Genomic DNA, 21,872 nt, shown 5'->3' with positions numbered 1-21,872 from the left:
CCATCCTACATTCCCTTACCTTCGCGCCATAGCCTCTCTTGCGTGTCAACGTCGACAATCTCCGTGGTGCCATCAAAGAGGTATGGGGCGCGGGCGCGCATTTTGGTGAGGAAGCTCTGGGCGACGTCGTCAAGCGAAAAGGTGGAGATTTCCGCATGGAAGAGTACTTGGAGGAAGATATCGCCCAATTCTTTGAGCATCTCGCTTTCCGGTTCGCGGTTGCGCACGGCCGCGGCGAATTCGGCAGACTCCTCCTCAAGATAGGGCAAGAGCGAGGTATGGGTTTGCTCGCGCTCCCACTCCCCAATGCGCCGCGCCGTGGCCATGGTCTGGCGCGCCTGCATGATGGGATCCGCAAGGGATTCGGCGCGAATGACGGACTCGCCGCTAGCGAGGCGGGCGCGAGTTTCCGGATCGTGTTCGTCGGTGCTGACCAAGGTTCCGGTGGCATCCTCGCCTACCAGCAGATCGGAGAAATTCCACCGTACGGACACGGGTACCTCACCCGTGAAGTGGACAGGGCCACGCAGCTTCCCGTGCGCCTGCATGGGGATCATGGTGGGCCAGCGTTCATCGAGCAACAGCACAGTCATGTGCACAAAGTCTAGCCCGAGTTCCCATTATGGGGCTATTCAAGGTATTTTAGGCCAATGACCTCCAGCCAGAATAAATCCCACTCCGTGACGTTGTGGACCCTCGTCGCGCTGATTATCGGTTCCACCGTGGGCGCGGGCATTTTCTCGCTGCCGCAAAACATTGCCTCCGTTGCCGGCCCAGGCGCGATGCTCATCGGCTGGCTGGTCGCGGGCATCGGCATGCTCTCTGTGGCGTTTGTTTTTCAAATTCTGGCCCGCCGAAAGCCGCACCTTGATTCTGGCGTCTATTCCTATGTGCGCGCCGGCCTCGGCGATTTTATTGGCTTTACCTCCGGCTGGGGCTACTGGCTGGGCTCCGTTATGGCGCAGGTGGGTTATGCCACCCTCTTTTTCAATACCTTGGGCCATTACCTGCTGCTTTTCGACGCCGACCATTACTGGTCCTCCGCCATCGCCGTCTCCCTCCTATCCTGGGGCATTTTCGCGGTGCTCGCTCGCGGTATCAAGCAGGCCGCGTTCATGAACCTCATCACCACGATTGCCAAGATCGTGCCCATCTTGGCCTTCGTAGTGCTCATTGCTTTCCTCGGGTTCAGCTGGGATAAATTCACCTTGGACTTCTGGGGGCGTGCCTCCGAGGCCAGTGTTTTCGAGCAGGTTCAAGGAATTATGCTCTTTACTGTGTGGGTCTTCATCGGCGTGGAGGGCGCCTCCGTTTATTCCAAGCAGGCTTCTAAGCGCACCGATGTTGGTCGCGCCACCGTCATTGGCTTCTTCTCCGTGCTGGCGCTCTTGGTCTCCGTTTCCACGTTGAGCTTTGGCGTGATGACCAAGGAAGAACTGGCCGCACTGCCAGATAATTCCATGGCCTCGGTGCTCACAGAGGTCGTCGGCCCCTGGGGCGGCGCGCTGATTTCCATCGGCCTGTGCCTCTCGGTCCTCGGCGCCTACGTTTCCTGGCAAATGCTGTGCGCTGAGCCCATCGTCATGATGGCCATCGACGGCCTCATTCCTCGCCGCATTGGCACCATCAATGTGGCCGGCGCCCCGTGGGTAGCACAGCTGATTTCCACGATGGCCATCCAGCTGTTCATCATCGTCTTCTACGTCAACGAGGCTTCTTATGCCGCGATGGTGCAGCTCGCCACCATCATGTACCTCCTGCCCTATATCTTCTCTTCGCTGTATCTGCTGCTGCTAGCGATACGGGGCAAGGGTGTGACCCACCCGCACGCCGGAACGCGGTTCGATCTCTCTGGGCCGGATATTCCCAGACGCGAAAACCGGCGCCACTTTGGCATCGCGCTGGTGGCCTTCGTGTACTCGCTGTGGCTCATTTATGCCGCCGACCCGGTTTATATTCTCTTCGGTGCTCTCGCCGTCGTGCCGGGAATTATCCCGTACGTGCTCACCCGGCTATCGCGCCGCGAGAAGCTTTTTAATGGATTTGAGTGGTCAATCGTCATCGTGGTGCTGGTGGCCGCCACCATCGCCGCGGTCGGCCTCACCCAAGGATCGCTGGAGCTCTAATCACCTGCCCCGCCAGCCGGGCCAGGTCGGTACCCTCACCCCGCCATCGCAAGTGGTCTTGAACACAGACAGTTTAGTACGATTATAACACCCCACTAATTCCTGTGACTATCACTTTTTGGAGCACTTGTGACTCAAACCAATGTTAGCGTCATGCCATCTGCCACTCCCGCTGGTTCGGCCCCCGCGGCAGGCAAGGCTTGGGCAGAGCGGATTAAAGAGTTGGCGGAGCAGCGCAATGCGGTGATCCTGGCACATAATTACCAGATCCCGGAGATCCAGGACGTTGCCCACCACACCGGCGATTCCTTGGCGCTGTCCCGCAAGGCGGCGGAAACCGATGCAGATATCATCGTCTTTTGCGGTGTGCACTTCATGGCGGAATCCGCCAAGATTCTTTCGCCGAATAAGAAGGTCCTCATCCCCGATGAGCGCGCTGGGTGTTCCCTGGCGGATTCCATTACCGCCGATGAGCTGCGCGCCTGGAAGGCTGAGCACCCCGACGCCCTTGTGGTCAGCTACGTCAATACCACCGCAGAGGTCAAGGCGCTGACCGATGTCTGCTGTACATCCTCTAATGCCGTCGACGTGGTCAACTCGCTGCCGACGGATAAAGAGATCCTCTTTTGCCCAGACCAGTTCTTGGGCGCCTACGTGAAGCGCGAGACCGGCCGGGAAAATATATACATCTGGGCCGGTGAGTGCCACGTGCACGCGGGCATCAGTTCCCAGCAGCTGACCCAACAGACCCAAGATAACCCAGACGCGGACCTGTATATCCACCCGGAATGCGGGTGCTCCAATTCCGCGTTGTACCTGGCCAACGAGGGCTTGGTGCCACAAGAGCGCGTGCACATGCTCTCAACCGGGCAAATGATCACCCAGTCCCAGAAGCAGCCCCAAAACAAGGTGCTCGTCGCCACCGAGACCGGCATGTTGCACCAGCTGCGCCAGGCCGCGCCGGACGTCGATTTCCAGGCCGTCAACGATCACGCCGAGTGCAAGTACATGAAGATGATTACCCCACAGGCCCTGGAGCACTGCCTGATGGAAGAGACCGATGAGGTTACGGTTCCAGAAGACATCGCGAATGCGGCGCGCAAGTCCCTCGAGGCCATGATTTCCATCGGCAACCCCGGCGGGGGCGAGTAAATGGAATCACTGCGCCTGCCTGATTGCTCCGCTCTTATCGCCACGACCTTGGATGAGGATTTCGCTTATGGGCCGGATTACACCTCGCTTGCCACGGTGCCGGGTGAGACCCGCTGCACGGCGGAGTTCACCGCGCGCGAGGCCGGCACCATCGCAGGCTTGGGCCTTATCGAAGAGGTCCTTGGGGCCACCGCCCAGCACTTAGCCCAGTGGGGCGTGGATACTGCGGGCTCCGCGCTTGCCGATGCCCCAGCCCCTACCATCACCCTCCACTCCACCGACGGCGACCGCGTTGCCCCAGGCCAGGTCATCGCCACGGTGCAGGCGCCTGCCCTCCTCGTGCTGTCCGCTGAGCGCACCATGCTCAATATGGTCTCGCACGTAAGCGGCATCGCTACGCAGACCCGGCGTTGGATCGATGCCATCGCAGCAGCAGCGGCGGACACAGGGACCCCGGATAGCGTTAAGCAAGCCCAGGTGCGCGATACCCGCAAGACCCTGCCTGGCCTGCGCGCGCTGCAGAAATACGCCGTGCGTGCCGGCGGCGGGGCGAACCACCGCATGGGCTTGGGCGACGCCGCCATGATTAAGGACAATCATGTGCTCGCCGTAGGTGGCAGCGTGGCAACGGCCCTGCGCCGCGTGCGCGAGCATGCCCCTGACATTGCCTGCGAGGTCGAGGTCGATACCTTAGATCAGCTCGACGAGGTGCTCCCGCTGCACCCGGATATGGTGCTGTTGGATAACTTCGCGCTTGCCGATGTCCACACCGCCGTCCACTGCCGCCAAGCCCTAAGCCCAACCACGGCGCTGGAGGTCTCCGGCGGATTGCAGCTGGAGAACGCCGGTGAGTACGGCACCTCGGGCGTGGACTATATCGCCGTCGGCGCCCTCACCCACTCGGTGCGCGTGCTGGATATCGGCTTGGACTTCTCCTAAGCGCCGATCGGCTACTCGCCTACGCTGATGACCGACCCGGCGCCGGCTTCCTCACCAGACACGTTGATGGGTTGGACGTCAAAAAGCGCGCTCAAAAAGTCCGCGGCCCACTGGATGAGCTCCTCGTCGCGCAACTTGGGCGAGGTGACATTGCGCCCCGCCTTGGGGAACGGCACGTTGATGGCCTTCGCGGCCGCGCGGAAGCTAGAGCCCGGATATAGGCGCTTGAGACGCACCTGCTTGGAATCCGGCAGCTCGACGGGGTGGAACTTGATGCGAGTGCCCTGCACAGTGATATCGGAAATACCGGCACGGCGCGCCTGGTGGCGCAGGCGAGCAACGGAGAGTAGGCGCAGCACCTCTTGCGGCAATGGGCCGAAGCGATCTTCCATTTCCTCGATGACGGCCTTGAGATCATCATTGTTTTGCGAGGCCGCAAGCTTGCGGTAGACCTCCAGGCGCAGGCGCTCAGAGTCGATATAGCTTTCCGGAATATGCGCATCCACGGGGAGATCAATGCGGATTTCCTTCGGGCCTTCATCGGTAACGGTGGGAGCCTCGCCGCGGGCGAGGGATTTGAAAGTTTCTACTGCCTCGCCAACGAGGCGCACGTAGAGATCGAAGCCCACACCGGCAATGTGGCCGGACTGTTGGGCGCCAAGGACGTTGCCGGCACCGCGCATCTCCAAGTCCTTCATGGCTACGGCCATGCCCGCACCAAGGTCATTATTTTGGGCGATGGTGGCTAGGCGGTCATAGGAGGTTTCTGTGAGCGTAGCGCCCTTGGGGTACAAGAAGTAGGCATAGCCGCGCTCGCGGGAACGACCTACTCGCCCGCGCAGCTGGTGCAGCTGGGACAAGCCCATATGGTGGGCGTTTTCCACAATGAGGGTATTCGCATTGGCGATATCCAAGCCGGTCTCCACGATGGTGGTACATACCAAAACGTCATACTCGCGGTCCCAGAAGCCCTGGACGGTCTGTTCCAGCACGTCCTCGTTCATTTGCCCGTGCGCGACGACGACGCGGGCTTCCGGTACCAGGTCACGCAGCTCGCGGGCCTTCTTTTCGATATCAGAGACTTTGTTGTGGATGAAAAAGGTTTGACCATCGCGCAGCAGCTCGCGGCGGATGGCCGCGGCTACCTGCTTGTCCTCGTAAGCGCCGACGTAGGTCAGCACCGGGTGGCGGTCTTCCGGTGGGGTCAGAATGGTGGACATCTCGCGGATGCCAGCCATAGACATCTCTAAGGTGCGCGGGATAGGTGTTGCGGACATGGTGAGCACATCCACGCTGGCTTTAAGGGCCTTAATGTGTTCCTTGTGCTCCACGCCGAAGCGCTGCTCCTCGTCCACGACGATGAGGCCGAGGTTCTTCCAGTGCACGCCGGTCTGGAGGAGGCGGTGGGTACCGACTACGATATCGACGCTGCCATCGGCCAGCCCCTTAAAGATGTCCTTTGCTTCCTTCTTTGAGGTAAAGCGCGAAAGCACCTCTATCTTGACGGGGAAGCCGGTCATGCGCTCGCTGAAGGTATCAAAGTGCTGCTGCGCCAGCAGCGTGGTGGGCACGAGGACGGCCACCTGCATACCGTCTTGCACGGCCTTGAAGGCAGCGCGGATGGCCACCTCGGTTTTGCCGTAGCCCACATCGCCGACGACGACGCGGTCCATCGGCACCGTGGATTCCATGTCCTGCTTGACGGCCTCGATGGCCAGCATCTGATCTTCGGTTTCGACGAAAGGGAAATTATCCTCCATCTCCGCCTGCCACGGATTATCCGGGGAGAATTGGTGCCCCGGCGCGGCCTGGCGCTTGGCGTAGAGCTCGACCAGCTCGCCGGCGATTTCGCGCACGGCGGCGCGTGCCTTCTTCTTGGTGTTCTTCCAGTCGGAACCGCCCATCTTGGACAGGTGAGGCGATTCGCCACCGGTGTACTTGCTGAGCAGATCCAGCGAGTCCATGGGAACCCAGAGCTGATCGGTGGGCTGACCACGCTTGGAGGGCGCGTACTCGAGCACGATGTATTCGCGGCGGCTGGTTTCATCGCCGGACTGGATGGTGCGCTCGGCCATCTTGAGAAACTTGCCGATGCCGTGGGTCTCGTGCACCACAAAATCGCCCTGCTTGAGGGCGAGCGGGTCAACCTTGTTGCGGCGCTTGGCGGGCCGGCGCTTCGCTTCGGCGATATTGCCTACGCGGTTACCGGTCAGATCCGTCTCGGTTACGACGACCAGTGGGAGGGCCTCGGCGTCCTTGGGCTTTTTCACCTTGGGAAATACCAGGCCGGCGTGGCTTAGTGCTTGGTAGAGGGTGACTTCGCCGGCGGTGGGCTCCCAACCAGGGGTAGCCACCTTGGTGCGGATGCCCTTTTCTGCAAAGCGATCCACCATGCGTTTGATGGCACCTTGTGCCGGCGCGATGAAGGCTGCTCGGCCGCCGGCGTTGGTGTGCGCGAGAAGCTGGGCCATCATGGCGTCGATTTCATCGATATTGCCGCGCGGGGTGGGCCCTGGTTCGAATTCGAGCGGGAGGGTCTCCTCTTCCGGCGCGGCGAGCATTCCCGGTGGGGAGAAAGTCCACAAAGGCAGGCCGGACTCGCTAATGGAGACCTCGAGCGACTCATAGGAGCGGTAGCTGGAAGCCTCGGTATCGAGTCCTTCGGTAGCCAACGGGCCATCGGCACCCATGGCTGCGGCCTCCCAGCCCGCGGCGAGGAACTCCGCATCGGTCTTTTCTAGGTCTGCCACGCGGCGGCGAATCTTTTCCGGACCGACCATCACCACGTGGGTGGTGGGGCGCAGGATTTCGGGGAGGGTGATCATGGGGGCGTCGGAAAGCGCGGGCAGGAGCGCCTCCATACCTTCGGCCGGGATGTGCTCGCTTACTTTGGTCAATAGCTCCACCAAGGCGGGATTGCCGGGATGCTTGACGGCGAGATCGGCCGCACGCTTGGCAATGGCGTCCGTAATAGGCAGCTCCCGGGCAGGGAAAATGTCTACGCAGCCCACCTCGATTTCCGGAATGGTGCGCTGGTCAGCCACGGAGAATTGGCGGATATCGGTAATCTCATCGCCCCAAAACTCCACGCGAACCGGATAATCCAGCGTCGTAGGGAAAATATCGATGATGCCGCCGCGCGTAGCGTACTCGCCACGCTTAGCCACCATGTCTACGTGCTTATAGGCGCGGAACTCGAGCTCGCGGACTACCGCATCAAAGTCATATTCATGATCTTCTTCGAGGTGGACGGGAGCGCGGCCCTCCACCTCTTGCAGGATGGGCTGAGACAGACCGCGGGCAGCCGTGACGATGACCTGCAGGCTATCGAGATTGTGCAGAACTTCAGCGCGGCGGCCGATGATGTCTACGCCGGGGCTCAAACGCTCGTGCGGCAGAGTCTCCCAGGCGGGGAACATGGCCACCTTCTCCCCCAGCATCGCCGTAAGCTCCGCCGTGAGATCCTCGGCCTCGCGACTCGTAGCGGTTACCACGAGCACTGGGGCATGATGGGCCAAGGTGCCCAAGGCCCACGGCCGGGACTGATCCAAGCCTGTGATGTGGAGGTCGTCGCCCACATGAGAAATCATGCCCTTGAGCTTGGGATCTGAGGCCGCTACCTTGAGCAGGCCGGCCAGCATTGGGGTCGCCATTTATTTGCCTCCTAGCTTGGGCTTTACTTCCATACCGGACAAACCATTCCAGCATAGATTGACAATATGCGTGGCGACGACTTCCTTGTCCGGGTTGCGCTCATCCAGCCACCATTGCGCCGTGGTCGATACCATTCCCACCAGCGCTTGGCCGTAAATATCCGCCAAATCTGGGTCGATGCCGCGGTGCTCGAATGCTTCTCGCAGGATATAGGAAACCTGACCCACTGCGGAATTCAACAGTGTGGAGAAGCTGCGTTCGTCGCCGGGCTTGGCATCGCGCACCAGGATGAGAAAGCCATCAGTTTCTTCCTCGACATAGGTCAAAATGGCCATGACGGCCTGCTCGATGCGCTCGCGCCAGCTTCCGGTCTCCAAGGAATCAGTAATAACCTTTTCCAGTGCTAGCATCTCGCGGTCCACGACCACCGCGTAGAGGCCTTCCTTGCCCCCGAAGTGCTCATAGACCACGGGTTTGGATACCCCGGCGCGTGCCGCGATCTCTTCGACGGTGGTTCCTTCAAAACCCAGTTCCGCGAATGCGGCGCGTCCGATGGAAATGAGTTGTTCGCGGCGTTCCCGGCCGGTCATCCTTTGTCGAGCCATGCCCTCTACCCTATCCTTTGCCCCGCAATTTGTGATTTACCCGGGGGCGTCAGGTAGGCTATGCCTACAGCTTTTGCTGTGTTTCCCCATGGTGTAATCGGCAACACTACGGTTTTTGGTACCGTCATTCTAGGTTCGAGTCCTGGTGGGGAAGCTGATTTTTGTAGCCCGTTGACTGGTGTTTTTGCTGGTTGCGGGCTATTTTTCTTTCTTTGCCGGGTTACATTGGCGACGTTTGGCGACCTGCGGAAACGGTTCAGTCTCCGTCAAAAGTCCGTCACAAAACACACCCCTAAAACGACGAAAAGACCCCACCCCGCTAAGGGTGAGGGGCAGCCGTTAAGAACATCTTCCTGAACATCCGGCGGGAGCCGAGCGATATCCAATGCGCTTTTGTCACGGCCGACTATACGCCGGATCCCACCAATCGCCGCCCAGTATTTACGCCGGGTACACTCGATGGTCTCCTGTAGCGTCTCCACACGTGAGCGGAGGCTAATAATCTGGTCGGCCTGATTTTTTAATTCAACTTGCTGGGCGTCGAGTCGCTGCATCATACATTCGGTGAATGCATCCCAGTCTGGCCTGGTCGTCTCTATGCGTTTCGTCTCCTCCGCAGACCGGGCGATACTTTTATTGCCGGGGTAGCCGGTAGCAATGATGCCGAATGCGGCGATGATTTCCCCGTTAGGATTCAAACCTCCCCCTAAAGTCGGGAACCTCCTTGTGCGGTTGTTGCCTGCCTCGGCCAAACGCCCAGAGCGCAAGCGGCGTGATAGCCCGATAGCTAATGGCGGTGCCCCAGCCTCTCCCACCGGTCAGAATGAATGACGTTGCCCACACGAAGTGCAGGCCGATTCCTGCGCCAACGGCGGGTGGCGCTTTCTCCTCTAGAAAATGTGCGGCTTTACGTGACTGGTCTAACACGTGTGGCAGGTAGCTTATTCCTCGTAGTGATGCGGCTATGCCGATGATTCCGAGTCCTACTGCGTCACCAGTAATCCAACCTGGCCCCATACTCATCCCTCTACTCGGTGGCGGACCACAGTGGTGTCCTTGGCTGTAGTGGCGCCATCGTAGACAGGCAGGCCCACACTATCCGCCCGCGGGGTCTGGTAGTCCTCCGGCGTGTCACTCACCCCGGGTCGTGTACCAAAAGCGCGTAGCCCAGATTGTTCCATCATGCGCGCCTTGCTGGGGGTCACGACGTCCTTGGTGAAACGGTTGACGATGAATCCGATGACGGTGGCAGCCGCAGTTAGCCCCATGGATAGCGCTGTATCGGCTTGCCCTGCGCGGTTCGCTAAGTCTACTACGGTGTAGAGGCGATTGATACGCTTGACTCGGTCTAGATCATCTAAACTAATAACAAAACATTGTCTTTTCCTTGTTTTGTAGCGGGTAAGACAAGATAGTATGTCACCCTCCGGCTATTTGACAAGTTTGTAATTCAATTAGCGGTAAGCATTTTGGCTTTTTGCAGGCCCACCCCCGATAGGTGACAACTTTTTTGTGCAGTATGCTTACTTTTATGACAATCCCCGCTGAAATAAAAGACATCTTCGCCAGCCTCGCCGGCCACCGCGTCACCGCTCAAGACATGGCCGAGATTCTCGACACCTCACGCAATACCGTGAACCTGCGCCTAAAGAATGGCCTGACAGCAGAAGACGTAATCACCATCGCCCGCGGACTACGCATTAACCCTGTCGATGCGCTCGTCGAACTAGACCAGCTAACTCGCGATGAAGTCTTTGGCTACCTTGACGGCGATGCAAGACTCCTAGCCACCGCTAGCGTTGAGGAGCTTGTCTACCACCTAGCCAAAGACACGCTAAGCAACGCCGACAAGATTGAGCTAGGCGGCGCGGCCCGCGCACTACTTGAGCGCGATGAGCTCACTGCCCGCCGTTCGGGTGCCCCCGTGTCCGGGCCGTCTGCTTCACTGCATGATGACGATGATGACGTTGTCCGCGAGTTTGATTACGACTCGGGCGAGTACGCCGCAGACTCGTCACCTAATGAGCAAGAAGAACGAGAGAAGCAAGGAGAAGACCCCATTGACTAAGCCAGATCAAGTCGCCATCTACACCACCGAAGACGGAAAAGCACACGTAAGGCTCCAACTAAAAGATAACGACGCATGGCTTACACAGAAGCAAATGGCTGATCTCTTCGACGTCACTGCAGCGTCCGTCTCACACCACATTCAGTCCATCACACGTTCAGGCGAATTAGCAGAAGAAGCTACTTTCAAAAAACTTTTGAAAGTACCAGGTCAAACCAGGTCTGTTAATCACTACAACTTGGACATGATTCTCGCCGTTGGCTACCGCGTACGAGGCCCCCGCGGCTCGCAATTTAGGAAATGGGCCACTGAAGTTCTACGCGGATACCTCACCAAAGGTTTCGCTATCGATGCTCAGAAACTCAAACACGATGGTGTCGATACCCATTTCGATGAATTACTCGAGACTATTCGAGAGATCCGAACTTCTGAACGCCAATTTTTTCGCAAAATCTGCGATGTTATATCCGCAACCAGCGCCGACTACCAAGAGAAGAAATCGTTCAAGGAAGTTCAACAATTCTTCGCTGGGATTCAAAACCGACTTCATTTCGCCACCCATGGGCGGACCGCAGCGGAGCTAATCTGGGAACGCGCAGACCGCACCAAACCATACGCCGGGCTCACAGCATGGGACGGAGAATCACCCCACAGAAGCGACATGGGCATAGCTAAAAACTTCCTCACCGAAAGTGAGGCCAAGCATATGCGCAGGCTTACCACTATGTTCCTAGACTATGCAGAAGACCAAGCCGAAATGGGCAAAACCATGCTCTTGAGTGACTGGGTTGATAAAACGGAATCCTGGCTCGTCTTCAATGAACGCGAAGTTCTCAAAGGATACGGGAAAAGGAACCACAAGCAGGCAGTAAATAAAGCCGAGAAAGAATGGACCGCTCACCAACGTCAACTCGATTCTGAAGTAAACGAAATAGACATGAAAGCTCTAGAAGCAGAAGTCAAGACTTTGAAACGAGGTGAGGATTCGATTGATTAGCACCGATACCCTCATTGATGTGGCGCAGGCCCGGGGCTACCGAATCCGGTGGCACCGCGGCGGGCCAAAAGCGGCATAGGGTCCGGCGCAAAATATAATCACCCTGCAGATCGGCCTCGACGATGCCCACACCGTGTGTGCCCTAGCCCATGAGCTCGGCCACGCACACTAAAGCGATCCTCCCGGCCACCACGGCGCGCACGAAATCCGCGCAAACCGCTTCGCCGCCCGTCTCCTCATCAACCCGGCAGACTACGCCACCGCAGAAGCAGTCTACGGACCGCCCCCAACCTCCTAGCCAACGAGCTAGGCGTGACGGTCAAAGTCCTTAAAACTTGGCAATCTCTCTACGATAGGCAAGCAGCATGAAGCGCCTATTCTCTACCCTCGCCATCATCCCTCTCGCCCTGGCCGCGTGCTCGAGCGAAGGCGATGAAGTTGGACATCCAACGTCCACCGCGCCAACTTCTGCTAGTAGCAGTGCGCCGGCGACCAGTTCTTCGACACCGAGCTCTACGAGTACCAAGGCATCGACGTCCCAGTCGCTGGCGCCGGAGACCACTACGCCTGCGGTGGATAACTACTCACCGACATCTCCGGCGGCAGCCGAGCCGACGTTCGTGGCGTGTTGGGAAAATGGCTACGCACAACTTTCAGATATGAGTGTGGTCAAATGGCCAGACTGCGTACTTCCGCCACAGGAAGCGGCAGACCTCGGCCCGGACCCGGCAACGATCCCCTACGCCAATGGCGGAACCTGCCCGGCGCACAAGTGCGGATACGGCCACGACGCGAGCGGCAACCCAAACCCCAGCTCCGGAGAAATCCAAGCCAAGAACGGCTGCGACACCGGCTACATCACTGCCCCCGCTCTCTGCGCGGCGGTAGCCGATATCCAAGTCCCTCACAAAGACGAAGTGCCTCGCCAACGCTCACAGCCGCAAATCTGAGACCAAACTGATGCTATGCGATTGACAATTCGCATACCGCGCAATGCTCCGATTTAGCTAGGAGAAATACACAAACCCCCAGCTAACACACGCGCGCGGACGCCACCCTAAAACCGCGTGATATTATACGGATATGCAAACGCATAGAGGAAAGCTACCCAAACCAGACCCCAGAAAAATTGCAGCCCAAATCGCCGCAGATAAACGCTGGGGCAAAGAGATCGAACGCGCCACACACCAAGGCATCATCAATATCGCAGACACCTCCCTCGACTGCTACGTATTAACAGATGGACGACGAATAATAAGCCAAACATCAATCATGTCGATCCTCGGAAGATCCCAATCCAGTGGTCGCCGCACACGCAACGACAATCGGCCTCCATTTCTGGAGGCAAATAACCTCCTTCCATACATCACACCGGAACTCAAAGTACAACTTCAACGAGTTCAATACAGAGTAGGCGACGAAAAACAAGAAAAAAGTGGATACAACGCCGAAATCCTCCCCCGCATCTGCAACGTATACATGGACGCAGAAGAAGATGAAGTTCTTACCCAAAACCAGAAACCAGCAGCTGCTGCATCACGACGAGTCGTAAAAGCACTCTCTCTTGTAGGTATCACTGCTCTAGTTGATGAGGCAACAGGATACCAAGAGACAAGAGCAAAAGATGAACTACAAAAGCTCTTAGACGCATACATCGTCGAAGAATTCCGACCGTGGGTTAGAACATTCCCTGAAACTTTTTTTAAAGAAATCTATCGCTTGCATGGATGGGACTTCACTCCTGGCGACCATCACCACCCACAATACGTAGGAAAAATCATCAATAAGTACATCTATGATGCTATGCCAGCAGGAGTTCTTGATCGCTTACGCGAATTGAATCCAAAGAATGAGCACGGGAATAGATCGCGAAAGCATCACCAGCACCTTGCAGATGACGTAGGAGTAACTCACCTAGAGGGACAAATACAACAAGTCATCGCGTTAATGAAAGCCTCAGACGATAAAGATCAGTTCGATCGCCTATTTAACAAAGCGACTAAGCGTGATTCTCCGGTACAACAGATGCTGGAATTTTAAGCGGTATCGCCCCAGCACTCTCAAACACCTACATCGTTGAGCGCCAGGGCGGCAGTAAAGCACACCGGCGCATGTCCGGTGGAAGTGTCAGCGCGTTCCTTCAGCACTGGCTAACAAGAACATTATATGGCATCAATCAAGGCATACAACACGAAACACGGCCGCAGATACCGTGTCGGCTACGTTAAGCCAGACGCCAGGAACACCTCGAAGCGTGGTTTCAAGCGCAAACCGGAAGCAGAAAAATGGGCTAGTCGTAACGCGGTGTCTATCGCGGACGGCGACTGGGTGGACCCGACTAAAGGGGCCGCGAAGGTAAGTGAGGTTGTCGAGGACTGGCTCGTCCTCAACGAGCTATTGAAGCCCTATAGCACGGACATGACTATTTGGCGCGGCACCGCCCAACCGTACTGGGGCGCGCGCAGGGTCAAGGAGATTACTCACCGTGAGGTGCAGCGGTGGGTATCCAGCATGGGCTACTCACCGTCGTGGATGCGCAACTGTCACAGTGTGCTGTGTCAGATTCTTGATGTTGCAGTCCAGGACCAGCGGGGAAAAGAACGTAGCTCGCGGTGTGCGCCCGCCACGCAAGGCCAAGACGGTGCATGTGTATTTGACGATGCAGCAGCTGCACGACCTCGCGGACGAATGCTCGCGCCACGTTGAGATTTTGATGCTGCTGGGCACGTCGGGGCTGCGCTGGGGTGAGCTTGCGGCTCTGCGGCTGAGGGACCTAGGCTCAACCAACAATCGTATCCATGTGCGCCGCAACGCCGTGAATCTTGATAACGAGAAGCGGTGGCATTTCAATACAACGCTGAAGAACCATAGGCGGCGCTCGGTGGCGGTGCCGAAAGCTGTCATGGACCAGGTGCTCGAGGTAGCCGCGCACCGCGGTAGAGACGAGCTCATCTGGCAGTCCCGCAGTGGTACGCCCATACACTCGCCCGGGCATAAGACGTGATTTGACGGCGCGGTACAGCGGATGATGGCGAGGTCTAAGGCCGATATTGATGCGGCAAGGATGGCGGGCCGGTGCCGCGGGCGTTTGAACGCATCACGCCGCACGGGCTTAGGCACGTGGCGGCCTGCCTGTCGGTGAATGCCGGGACGAACGTGAAAGTTGTGCAGACCCAGCTGGGGCATGCGGACGCGGCGGAGACGCTGAATACCTATGCGGACTTGTTCCTGAACATGCTGGACGAGGTTGCGGAGTCGATGGACGGCATGCTGGCGGAGGTGGTGGAATTTTGTGAAACTCCGTCAAAAGGGGAGCAAAAAGGCCGTTTATCCTAGTAAAATGCCCGGTTTATGGTAGGTTCGAGCCCTTGTGGGGAAGCTTTTTAGTTTTTCTTTCTACCGCGACGAAAACCTTTGAGCTCGGCTTTCTTCGCAATCGCCGCCACTTGGGCCGCGGTGTAGTTAACGGGGGCTACACCGGCGCGGGGCAGGACCCAGCCGCGCCAATAGGACAAAATCGCCATGCCACTGCCGACGATCGGCGCGACCACCATGCCGAGTGCAAACTGTCCGTAATCGGCAAAGGTAACCATGACGATGCCGGTGAGGATAGAGGGCACGGCATACAGGGGGCTGCCGCCAAAGATGGACGGGATTTCCCCGGAGGCAATATCGCGGACCATTCCGCCGCCCACTGCGGTGAGCACGCCAAGGAAGACACAGGGAATAAGTGGCATGCCGTGGGTGAGCGCCTTGACACAGCCGGTGGTGGACCACACGCCGAGGATGATGGCATCGCCGTGTTCGCGGAATAGCTCCCACGCCTTGCCCTTGAGATCGATGAGAAATGCAATGAGTGCACCGCAGCAAGCAAGGCCGAGGTACCAGGGGTCTGAAATCGCTGCGGCTGCTCCATCCCCGATGAGCATGTCACGGATCATGCCGCCGGCCAGCCCTGAGAAGAGGGCGAGGAACACGAAGCCCACAATGTCGAATTCGCGGCGGCGGGCAAGGGTGCCGCCAATGATGCCGTTCAAAACTACGCCGAGAAGATCGAAGGCTTGGTAGAGCGAATTGATGAGGGGATCGACATCGTGCATGATTCTTAGGCCTCCTGCCGCGCGGGTAGAATTTCGGCGTGACTGCGGCCGTGTTTTACTCTCCGGCGTGTCAGCATGGCTTTAATTTAACCAACTCGTTCCTCTGAAAGATCGCATTTCTCATGTCTAAATCCAATGCCCGGTATTTCATCTGGTCCAATGGCCTGCAAAACTTGGGCGATCAAATTGTTGCGGCCAAGACGGTGCTGCCCGCGCTCTTTAGTGCGGCCGGAGTGCCTGCGTTCTTTACCGGCCTGCTCACCCCTATCCGCGAGTCCGGTTCGATGCTGCCGCAGGCAGCGCTTACCCCGTGGGTGACTACGCATAGGGCCCGCAAGCGCCTGTGGATTATCGGCTCTTTGGGCCAAGCGGTATCCGCCGCGGTCATCGCGCTCGCGGCATTTTTTACCCGCGGGGCAATTCTAGGCATCATTGTGCTGCTGGCGCTGGCCGCGCTCTCGCTTTTCCGCGCGCTGTGCTCGATTGCGGGCAAGGACGTGCAGGCGCGCACCATTTCCAAGGGCGCGCGTGGCCAGGTGACCGGTAGCGCGGCAGCCCTCGGTGGCGGTGCTACTTTGCTGACCGGCATTATCCTCTACTTTTTGGGCGAGCTCAGCATTCCCATGATGGGCACGGTCCTCGCCATTGGTGCGGCCACGTGGGCCATTGCCGCGTGGGTCTTTTCGCACGTGGATGAGCCGGTGCCAGAGGAAGCCGAAGGGGGCATCGATAAGCAGTGGTGGCGCGATACCTGGCAGCTTTTTACTAGCGACGACCAATTTCGCAACTTCGTCATCGTCCGCGCGCTCTTGCTCGTGTCGGCGCTATCTACCTCTTTTATTGTGCTGCTCAGCAGCAACCTTGCCGGGCTCTACGGATTCGTGCTTGCTTCCGGCCTAGCCTCCCTGGTGGGCGGGCGTATCTCCGGGGTGTATTCGGATAAGTCTTCTAAGAACACCATGGCCGTAGGCGCGGCCGTGGCTTCCGTCGTGCTGGTGCTTTTGGTCGCCAGCTCGCGCTGGGCACCGGATGCGGTCAATGCCTGGGTCATGCCGATTGGCTTCTTCGCCGTGAACCTCGCGCACACGGCCATTCGCGTGGCGCGAAAGACCTACGTGGTGGATATGGCCGGCGGCGATAAGCGCACGCAGTATGTGGGTGCGGCCAATACGATGATGGGCATTATCCTTCTCATCGTCGGTGGCATTTCCTCCGTGGTGGCACTGGCCGGACCTGAGGCGGCGCTGCTTTTCCTTGCCCTCATTGGTTTCCTCGGGGTGTGGCGCGCCCGCGGCCTGAAAGAGGTTTCTCACACATAAATCGCACTTGGGCTATAGGATGTAGTCCGGATAAGAATCAGACTCGACCCCCAGGAGTTCAATAACCCGTGGTAGCAACAACCTCGTGTGCTGTCGTCGTCCTTGCGGCTGGCGCCGGCACCCGCATGAAGTCCACCAAGCAGAAGACCTTGCATGAGATTGGCGATCGCACCTTGCTCGGCCACGCTCTGCATGCTGCGGCCGGGATCAACCCGGAGCGCATCGTGACGGTGGTGGGCCACCAGCGCGATCAGGTCGCCCCCGCCGTGGATGCCATCGCCCAAGAGCTGGACTGCGAGGTACTGCAGGCGGTGCAGGAGGAGCAGCTGGGCACCGGTCATGCCGTGGCCTGCGGCTTGGAGCCGATTCCGGACTTCGAGGGAACCGTCATTGTCACCAACGGCGACGTCCCGCTGCTTACCCCAGAAACCATCGAGGGCCTGCGCGCCACCCACACCGAGCAGGGCAACGCGGTCACTGTGCTCTCGATGCGCCTCGATGACCCGACCGGTTACGGCCGCATCATTCGCGCTGAGGATGGCAGCGTGTCTGCCATCGTGGAGCAAAAGGATGCCACCGAAGAACAGCGCCAGGTCAATGAGGTCAATTCCGGCGTTTTCGCCTTTGATGGGCGCGTGCTTGCCGATGCCCTCCAGAAGCTCGACTCCAATAACGCCCAAGGCGAGCTGTATATCACCGATGTGCTTGAGATTGCCCGTACCGCGGGGCACGGCGTCGGCGCGCACGTAGCAGCAGATCCGGCCGAACTCGCGGGCGTCAATGACCGCGTGCAGCTTGCCGCTGCCGGCCGTGAGCTCAACCGCCGCATGGTAGAAAAAGCGATGCGCGGAGGGGCCACCATCGTGGATCCGGAAACCACCTGGATTGGGGTCAACGTCACCGTGGGCTCCGATGTCATTATCCACCCAGGCACGCAGCTGTGGGGCGCTACCAGCATCGCCGATAACGCCGAGATCGGCCCCGACACCACCTTGACCAATATGCAGGTGGGCGAGGGCGCTTCTGTCGTGCGCACCCATGGCAGCGATTCCGTCATTGGTACCAACGCTAAGGTCGGCCCGTTTACCTATATCCGCCCGAAGACCGTGGTGGGCGAGGACGGAAAGCTCGGCGGCTTCGTAGAGGCAAAGAACGCCCAGATTGGCCGCGGCTCCAAGGTTCCGCACCTGACCTATATCGGCGATGCCACCGTGGGCGAGCAGTCCAATATCGGCGCCTCCTCCGTCTTTGTGAACTATGACGGCGTGAACAAGCACCACACCACCATCGGCAGCCACGTGCGCACCGGTTCTGACACAATGTTTATCGCTCCGGTCAATGTCGGTGATGGCGCATACTCCGGTGCGGGTACAGTTATTAAAGACGATGTTCCTGCGGGAGCACTCGCAGTCTCCGGTGGCAAACAGCGCAACATCGAGGGCTGGGTTCAAAAGAAGCGTCCGGGTACTCCCGCGGCTGATGCCGCAGCCCGTGCGCAGGACAACGAAAAGTAAGGGGCATATTCTCCCATGACTGGCAAGGTAACTGGTAGCAGCAAGAACATGAAGCTCTTCTCTGGGCGTGCACACCCAGAGTTGGCGGAGGCTGTGGCTAAGGAGCTCAAGACCGATCTGGTTCCTACCACCGCCCGCGACTTCGCTAACGGCGAAATCTTCATTCGCTTTGAAGAGTCCGTGCGCGGCGCCGACTGCTTCGTAATGCAGTCTCACACCCAGCCGCTCAACAAGTGGCTAATGGAGCAGCTCATCATGATCGATGCTCTCAAGCGCGGCTCCGCTAAGCGCATCACCGCCATCCTGCCCTTCTATCCATATGCACGCCAGGATAAGAAGCACCTGGGCCGCGAGCCAATTTCCGCCCGCCTAGTGGCAGACCTTCTGCAGGCTGCTGGTGCGGACCGCATCGTGTCCGTGGACCTGCACACCGATCAGATCCAGGGCTTCTTCGATGGCCCGGTCGATCACATGCACGCTCAGCCCATCTTGACCGATTACATCAAGTCCAAGTACGCCACCGATAACATCACCGTGGTCTCCCCGGATGCCGGCCGCGTGAAGGTCGCGGAAAAGTGGGCCCACGACTTGGGTGATGCCCCGCTAGCCTTCGTGCACAAGACCCGCTCCAATACCGAGGCCAATAAGACGGTGTCCAACCGCGTGGTCGGCGATGTAGAGGGCAAAGACTGCGTGCTTCTCGACGACATGATTGACACCGGTGGCACCATCGCCGGCGCCGTACGCGTACTCAAGGATGCGGGCGCCAAGAAGGTCATCATCGCCTGCACCCACGGCGTCTTCTCTGACCCTGCCCGCGAGCGCCTCTCCGAGTGCGGCGCGGAAGAGGTTATCACCACCGATACCCTGCCGCAGTCCACCGAAGGCTGGTCCAACCTCACGGTGCTGTCCATCGCACCGCTTTTGGCACAGACCATCCACGAGATCTTTGAGAATGGTTCCGTGACCACCCTTTTCGACCGCGCCTAAACATGTTCTACTATCACTAGCCGCCGAGAATTTACTTCGGCGGCTTTTGATTTGTTACCGGCACACGTGCTAATCTAACTCAGTCTCGGCGAGGGCGACCTCAGGATGAGGAAGCCGTTATCGACGCGATTGAAGTTAGAGCATGTTGCTTTTTATATACGCCTGCGATGACTCGTCCAAGACGTCCATCGGCAGGCTTTCGTCGTTTTATCGCGTTGGCCGCGCCGCACTACTTTAACTAAGGAGAACGAAGCATGGCACAGCGCCCAGTAATTAAGGCTGAAGCACGTACCGAATTTGGCAAGGGTGTCGCACGCCGCCTGCGTCGCGAGTGGAAGGTTCCAGGCGTCATCTACGGTTCCCACCAGGAGCCGGTCCACTTCGCAGTTCCGCTGCTGGACATCCAGTCCCTCGTCCGCAACAACGGCGTCAACGCCGTTCTGGAGCTGGAGATTGACGGCGAGCAGTACCTGACCATGGTTAAGCACGTTGACCAGAACGTCCTGACCTTCGACATCGACCACGTTGACCTGCTGGCTATTAAGCGCGGCGAGAAGGTTGAGGTTGAGGTTCCGGTTACCCTGACCGGCGAGCCGGCCCCAGGCACCATGCACATCCAGGATGCTGACGTACTGCTGGTTGAGGCAGACGTACTGAACATTCCGGAGGAGCTCGAGGTTTCCATCGAGGGCCTCGAGGACGGTGCAGTTATCACCGCTGCCGACGTCACTATGCCGGAAGGCACCACCCTGGTAGCAGAGGAAGACACCGTTATCGTCTCCATCTCCCTGCCTGAGGTTGATGAGGAGCTCGAGGAAGCAGCCGAGGCTGCTGAGGAAGGCGGCGCTGACGCTGGCGCCGAGTCCGTCGACGAGGGCGAAGAGTCCTCCGACTCCAAGGAGTAATCCCCTCCCCTTCACACGCATAGGCCGCCGTGAGATTCGCTTCTCGCGGCGGCCTTGCCGTTTTTCTCTCTGCCTATGAGACAATTGAGCGCGTGACTCCACTTCTCGTAGTAGGCCTTGGCAACCCCGGCCCCAAGTACGCAGGCACCCGGCACAATATCGGCTTCGATGTGGCAGATGAACTCGCAGGAGAGCTCATGAGCAGCTTTTCGGTACACAAAAAGACCAATACCGAAGTCGCTGAGGGCATAGCTGGCGGCCGCAAAATTATCTGCGCAAAGCCACGGTCCTATATGAACCTCTCCGGCGGGCCGATCAAGGCTTTGGCCCAATACTTTCATCTCTCCACCGCCGACATCATCGTTATCCACGATGAGCTAGAACTCGATTTCGGCACCATTAAGCTCCGCAAAGGCGGCGGCGACCATGGCCACAATGGGTTGCGTTCAACCACAAAGTCCCTGGGCACCAAAGACTACCAACGCCTTTCAATAGGAATCGGGCGCCCACCGGGGCGCATGGACCCTGCGTCGTTTGTGCTCAAGCCTTGGGCAAAGCAGGAAAAGGCAGAAATCCCCATCCTTTGCGCCGACGCAGTCGAGGAAATCTTACGCGTAGGATAGTCGCCATGAAATTGGCTACCCTACGCACTGGCTTTGGAACTTCCGCTATCCGCATCGACGGCGATAACGTGGGTGTTGAATTGGATTATGAAGATGTCGGCCAGCTGCTGCGCAGCGAAGATTGGCGCAAGGCCGCCCAGCTTTCCGGCGAGCCCGTGGTCTTCGACCACGCCGACCTGGAGGCTGTCATACCAACTCCCGGCAAAGTCATCTGCGTAGGGCTTAATTACGCCAAGCATATCCGCGAGATGGGACGCGAATTCCCCGAACATCCCACCTTGTTCATCAAGTTCGCCGATGCCCTCACCGGCCCCTATGATGATGTCTTCATTCCCGAATATGGCACACGGAAGCTGGATTATGAGGGAGAATTGGCGGTCATCATCGGCGAGCGCGCCCACCGTGTCACCCGCGACGAAGCACTGGATTATGTGGCCGGCTACGCCATCATGAATGACTACACGCTGCGTGACTTCCAGCGCCAAACTAGCCAGTTCCATGCCGGCAAATCCTTTTATCGCACAGCCGGCTTCGGCCCTTGGCTTACCACCGCGGATGAGTGGTCACCGGGGTCCGGAGCTGTCCTCACCACTACCGTAGGCGGTGAGGAAAGGCAGCGCGATAATACCGATGACCTCATCTTTTCCGTAGCTGAGCTCATAGAGTTCTGCTCGCAGCTCTACCCACTCAATCCAGGCGACGTCATCGTTACCGGCACGCCGGAGGGCGTGGGTTTTGCCCGCATCCCGCAGCAATTTATCGAGGACGGCCAGAACGTCACCATCTCCATCGAAGGCTTGGGGCATATTTCTAATACCACCCGCTATGGAGAGCCCGGCTGCGGCCCCGGCTGTACTTGTTCCTAAGCTGTGCCCAGGTT

At 58.6% G+C, this 21,872-nt stretch carries 21 protein-coding genes; 15 read left to right on the top strand and 6 right to left on the bottom strand.

The genetic code is table 11. The features are described 5' to 3' along the window. Positions 1 to 5 precede the first annotated feature (5 nt). A complete protein-coding gene (locus BKN05_RS06860) occupies positions 6 to 593 on the bottom strand; it encodes a MazG nucleotide pyrophosphohydrolase domain-containing protein (RefSeq protein ID WP_198492789.1) in 588 nt (195 codons plus the stop codon). Positions 594 to 650: 57 nt separating this feature from the next. Between BKN05_RS06860 and BKN05_RS06855 the strand changes: the two genes are divergently transcribed. From BKN05_RS06855 to nadC, 3 genes are all read left to right on the top strand, one after another. Beyond that, a complete protein-coding gene (locus tag BKN05_RS06855) occupies positions 651 to 2,126 on the top strand; it encodes an amino acid permease (protein ID WP_286688277.1) in 1,476 nt (491 codons plus the stop codon). 153 nt (positions 2,127 to 2,279) lie between these two features. Beyond that, positions 2,280 to 3,278, top strand: a complete 999-nt coding sequence (gene nadA / locus BKN05_RS06850) for a quinolinate synthase NadA (RefSeq protein WP_286688281.1) — start codon at positions 2,280 to 2,282, stop codon at positions 3,276 to 3,278. Further along, positions 3,279 to 4,217 (top strand): carboxylating nicotinate-nucleotide diphosphorylase, encoded by a 939-nt coding sequence (nadC, locus tag BKN05_RS06845; RefSeq protein ID WP_286688276.1) that lies wholly within the window; start codon positions 3,279 to 3,281, stop codon positions 4,215 to 4,217. Positions 4,218 to 4,228: 11 nt separating this feature from the next. Here the strand turns inward: nadC and mfd are convergent, their stop codons facing one another. The 4 genes from mfd to BKN05_RS06825 form a co-directional block, all read right to left on the bottom strand. Continuing rightward, entirely contained in the window at positions 4,229 to 7,870 is a 3,642-nt protein-coding gene (gene mfd / locus BKN05_RS06840) for a transcription-repair coupling factor (protein ID WP_286688275.1), read from the bottom strand. After that, on the bottom strand, positions 7,871 to 8,476 hold the full coding sequence (locus tag BKN05_RS06835; protein ID WP_049379121.1) for a TetR/AcrR family transcriptional regulator: 606 nt from the start codon (positions 8,474 to 8,476) through the stop codon (positions 7,871 to 7,873). It lies immediately after the preceding gene. A gap of 266 nt (positions 8,477 to 8,742) precedes the next feature. Beyond that, positions 8,743 to 9,174 carry a hypothetical protein gene (locus tag BKN05_RS06830; protein ID WP_286688274.1) on the bottom strand — a complete coding sequence of 144 codons (432 nt, stop codon included), beginning with the start codon at positions 9,172 to 9,174 and terminating at the stop codon, positions 8,743 to 8,745. Positions 9,175 to 9,495: 321 nt separating this feature from the next. After that, on the bottom strand, positions 9,496 to 9,744 hold the full coding sequence (locus tag BKN05_RS06825) for a hypothetical protein (RefSeq protein WP_286688273.1): 249 nt from the start codon (positions 9,742 to 9,744) through the stop codon (positions 9,496 to 9,498). 263 nt (positions 9,745 to 10,007) lie between these two features. Between BKN05_RS06825 and BKN05_RS06820 the strand changes: the two genes are divergently transcribed. From BKN05_RS06820 to BKN05_RS06795, 6 genes are all read left to right on the top strand, one after another. Continuing rightward, a complete protein-coding gene (locus tag BKN05_RS06820) occupies positions 10,008 to 10,544 on the top strand; it encodes a hypothetical protein (RefSeq protein WP_286688272.1) in 537 nt (178 codons plus the stop codon). Further along, complete coding sequence (rhuM, locus tag BKN05_RS06815; protein WP_286688271.1) at positions 10,537 to 11,541, top strand: RhuM family protein; 1,005 nt, start codon at positions 10,537 to 10,539, stop codon at positions 11,539 to 11,541. The genes BKN05_RS06820 and rhuM overlap by 8 nt, the downstream gene beginning before the upstream one ends. A gap of 365 nt (positions 11,542 to 11,906) precedes the next feature. Next, the gene (locus tag BKN05_RS06810; protein WP_286688270.1) at positions 11,907 to 12,491 is read left to right on the top strand and encodes a hypothetical protein; all 585 of its coding nucleotides are present in this window, start codon (positions 11,907 to 11,909) and stop codon (positions 12,489 to 12,491) included. A 133-nt stretch (positions 12,492 to 12,624) separates the two neighbouring features. Next, a complete protein-coding gene (locus BKN05_RS06805; protein ID WP_286688269.1) occupies positions 12,625 to 13,581 on the top strand; it encodes a P63C domain-containing protein in 957 nt (318 codons plus the stop codon). 529 nt (positions 13,582 to 14,110) lie between these two features. Further along, positions 14,111 to 14,545 (top strand): site-specific integrase, encoded by a 435-nt coding sequence (locus BKN05_RS06800; RefSeq protein ID WP_286688268.1) that lies wholly within the window; start codon positions 14,111 to 14,113, stop codon positions 14,543 to 14,545. 71 nt (positions 14,546 to 14,616) lie between these two features. Continuing rightward, positions 14,617 to 14,877 (top strand): tyrosine-type recombinase/integrase, encoded by a 261-nt coding sequence (locus BKN05_RS06795; RefSeq protein WP_286688267.1) that lies wholly within the window; start codon positions 14,617 to 14,619, stop codon positions 14,875 to 14,877. Between the two features lie 47 nt (positions 14,878 to 14,924). Here the strand turns inward: BKN05_RS06795 and BKN05_RS06790 are convergent, their stop codons facing one another. Further along, positions 14,925 to 15,641, bottom strand: coding sequence for a trimeric intracellular cation channel family protein (locus tag BKN05_RS06790; RefSeq protein WP_198492784.1), 717 nt, complete (start codon positions 15,639 to 15,641; stop codon positions 14,925 to 14,927). 122 nt (positions 15,642 to 15,763) lie between these two features. Between BKN05_RS06790 and BKN05_RS06785 the strand changes: the two genes are divergently transcribed. From BKN05_RS06785 to BKN05_RS06760, 6 genes are all read left to right on the top strand, one after another. Beyond that, positions 15,764 to 16,960 (top strand): MFS transporter, encoded by a 1,197-nt coding sequence (locus tag BKN05_RS06785; RefSeq protein WP_286688266.1) that lies wholly within the window; start codon positions 15,764 to 15,766, stop codon positions 16,958 to 16,960. Positions 16,961 to 17,028: 68 nt separating this feature from the next. After that, complete coding sequence (glmU, locus tag BKN05_RS06780) at positions 17,029 to 18,474, top strand: bifunctional UDP-N-acetylglucosamine diphosphorylase/glucosamine-1-phosphate N-acetyltransferase GlmU (protein ID WP_286688265.1); 1,446 nt, start codon at positions 17,029 to 17,031, stop codon at positions 18,472 to 18,474. 15 nt (positions 18,475 to 18,489) lie between these two features. Beyond that, positions 18,490 to 19,464: a ribose-phosphate diphosphokinase gene (locus BKN05_RS06775; RefSeq protein WP_049379117.1), complete on the top strand. Its 975-nt coding sequence runs from the start codon at positions 18,490 to 18,492 to the stop codon at positions 19,462 to 19,464. A gap of 254 nt (positions 19,465 to 19,718) precedes the next feature. Next, entirely contained in the window at positions 19,719 to 20,369 is a 651-nt protein-coding gene (locus BKN05_RS06770) for a 50S ribosomal protein L25/general stress protein Ctc (RefSeq protein WP_286688264.1), read from the top strand. A gap of 92 nt (positions 20,370 to 20,461) precedes the next feature. Further along, a complete protein-coding gene (pth, locus tag BKN05_RS06765; RefSeq protein ID WP_286688263.1) occupies positions 20,462 to 20,992 on the top strand; it encodes an aminoacyl-tRNA hydrolase in 531 nt (176 codons plus the stop codon). A 5-nt stretch (positions 20,993 to 20,997) separates the two neighbouring features. Then, positions 20,998 to 21,858: a fumarylacetoacetate hydrolase family protein gene (locus tag BKN05_RS06760; protein WP_225747265.1), complete on the top strand. Its 861-nt coding sequence runs from the start codon at positions 20,998 to 21,000 to the stop codon at positions 21,856 to 21,858. Positions 21,859 to 21,872 lie beyond the last annotated feature (14 nt).

This window comes from Corynebacterium sp. S5S1, assembly GCF_001913985.1.
GTDB classification, from domain to species: Bacteria; Actinomycetota; Actinomycetes; order Mycobacteriales; family Mycobacteriaceae; genus Corynebacterium; species Corynebacterium marquesiae.
Note: the sequence above shows the minus strand (reverse complement) of the source record. Positions and strands in the feature narration are given on the sequence as shown.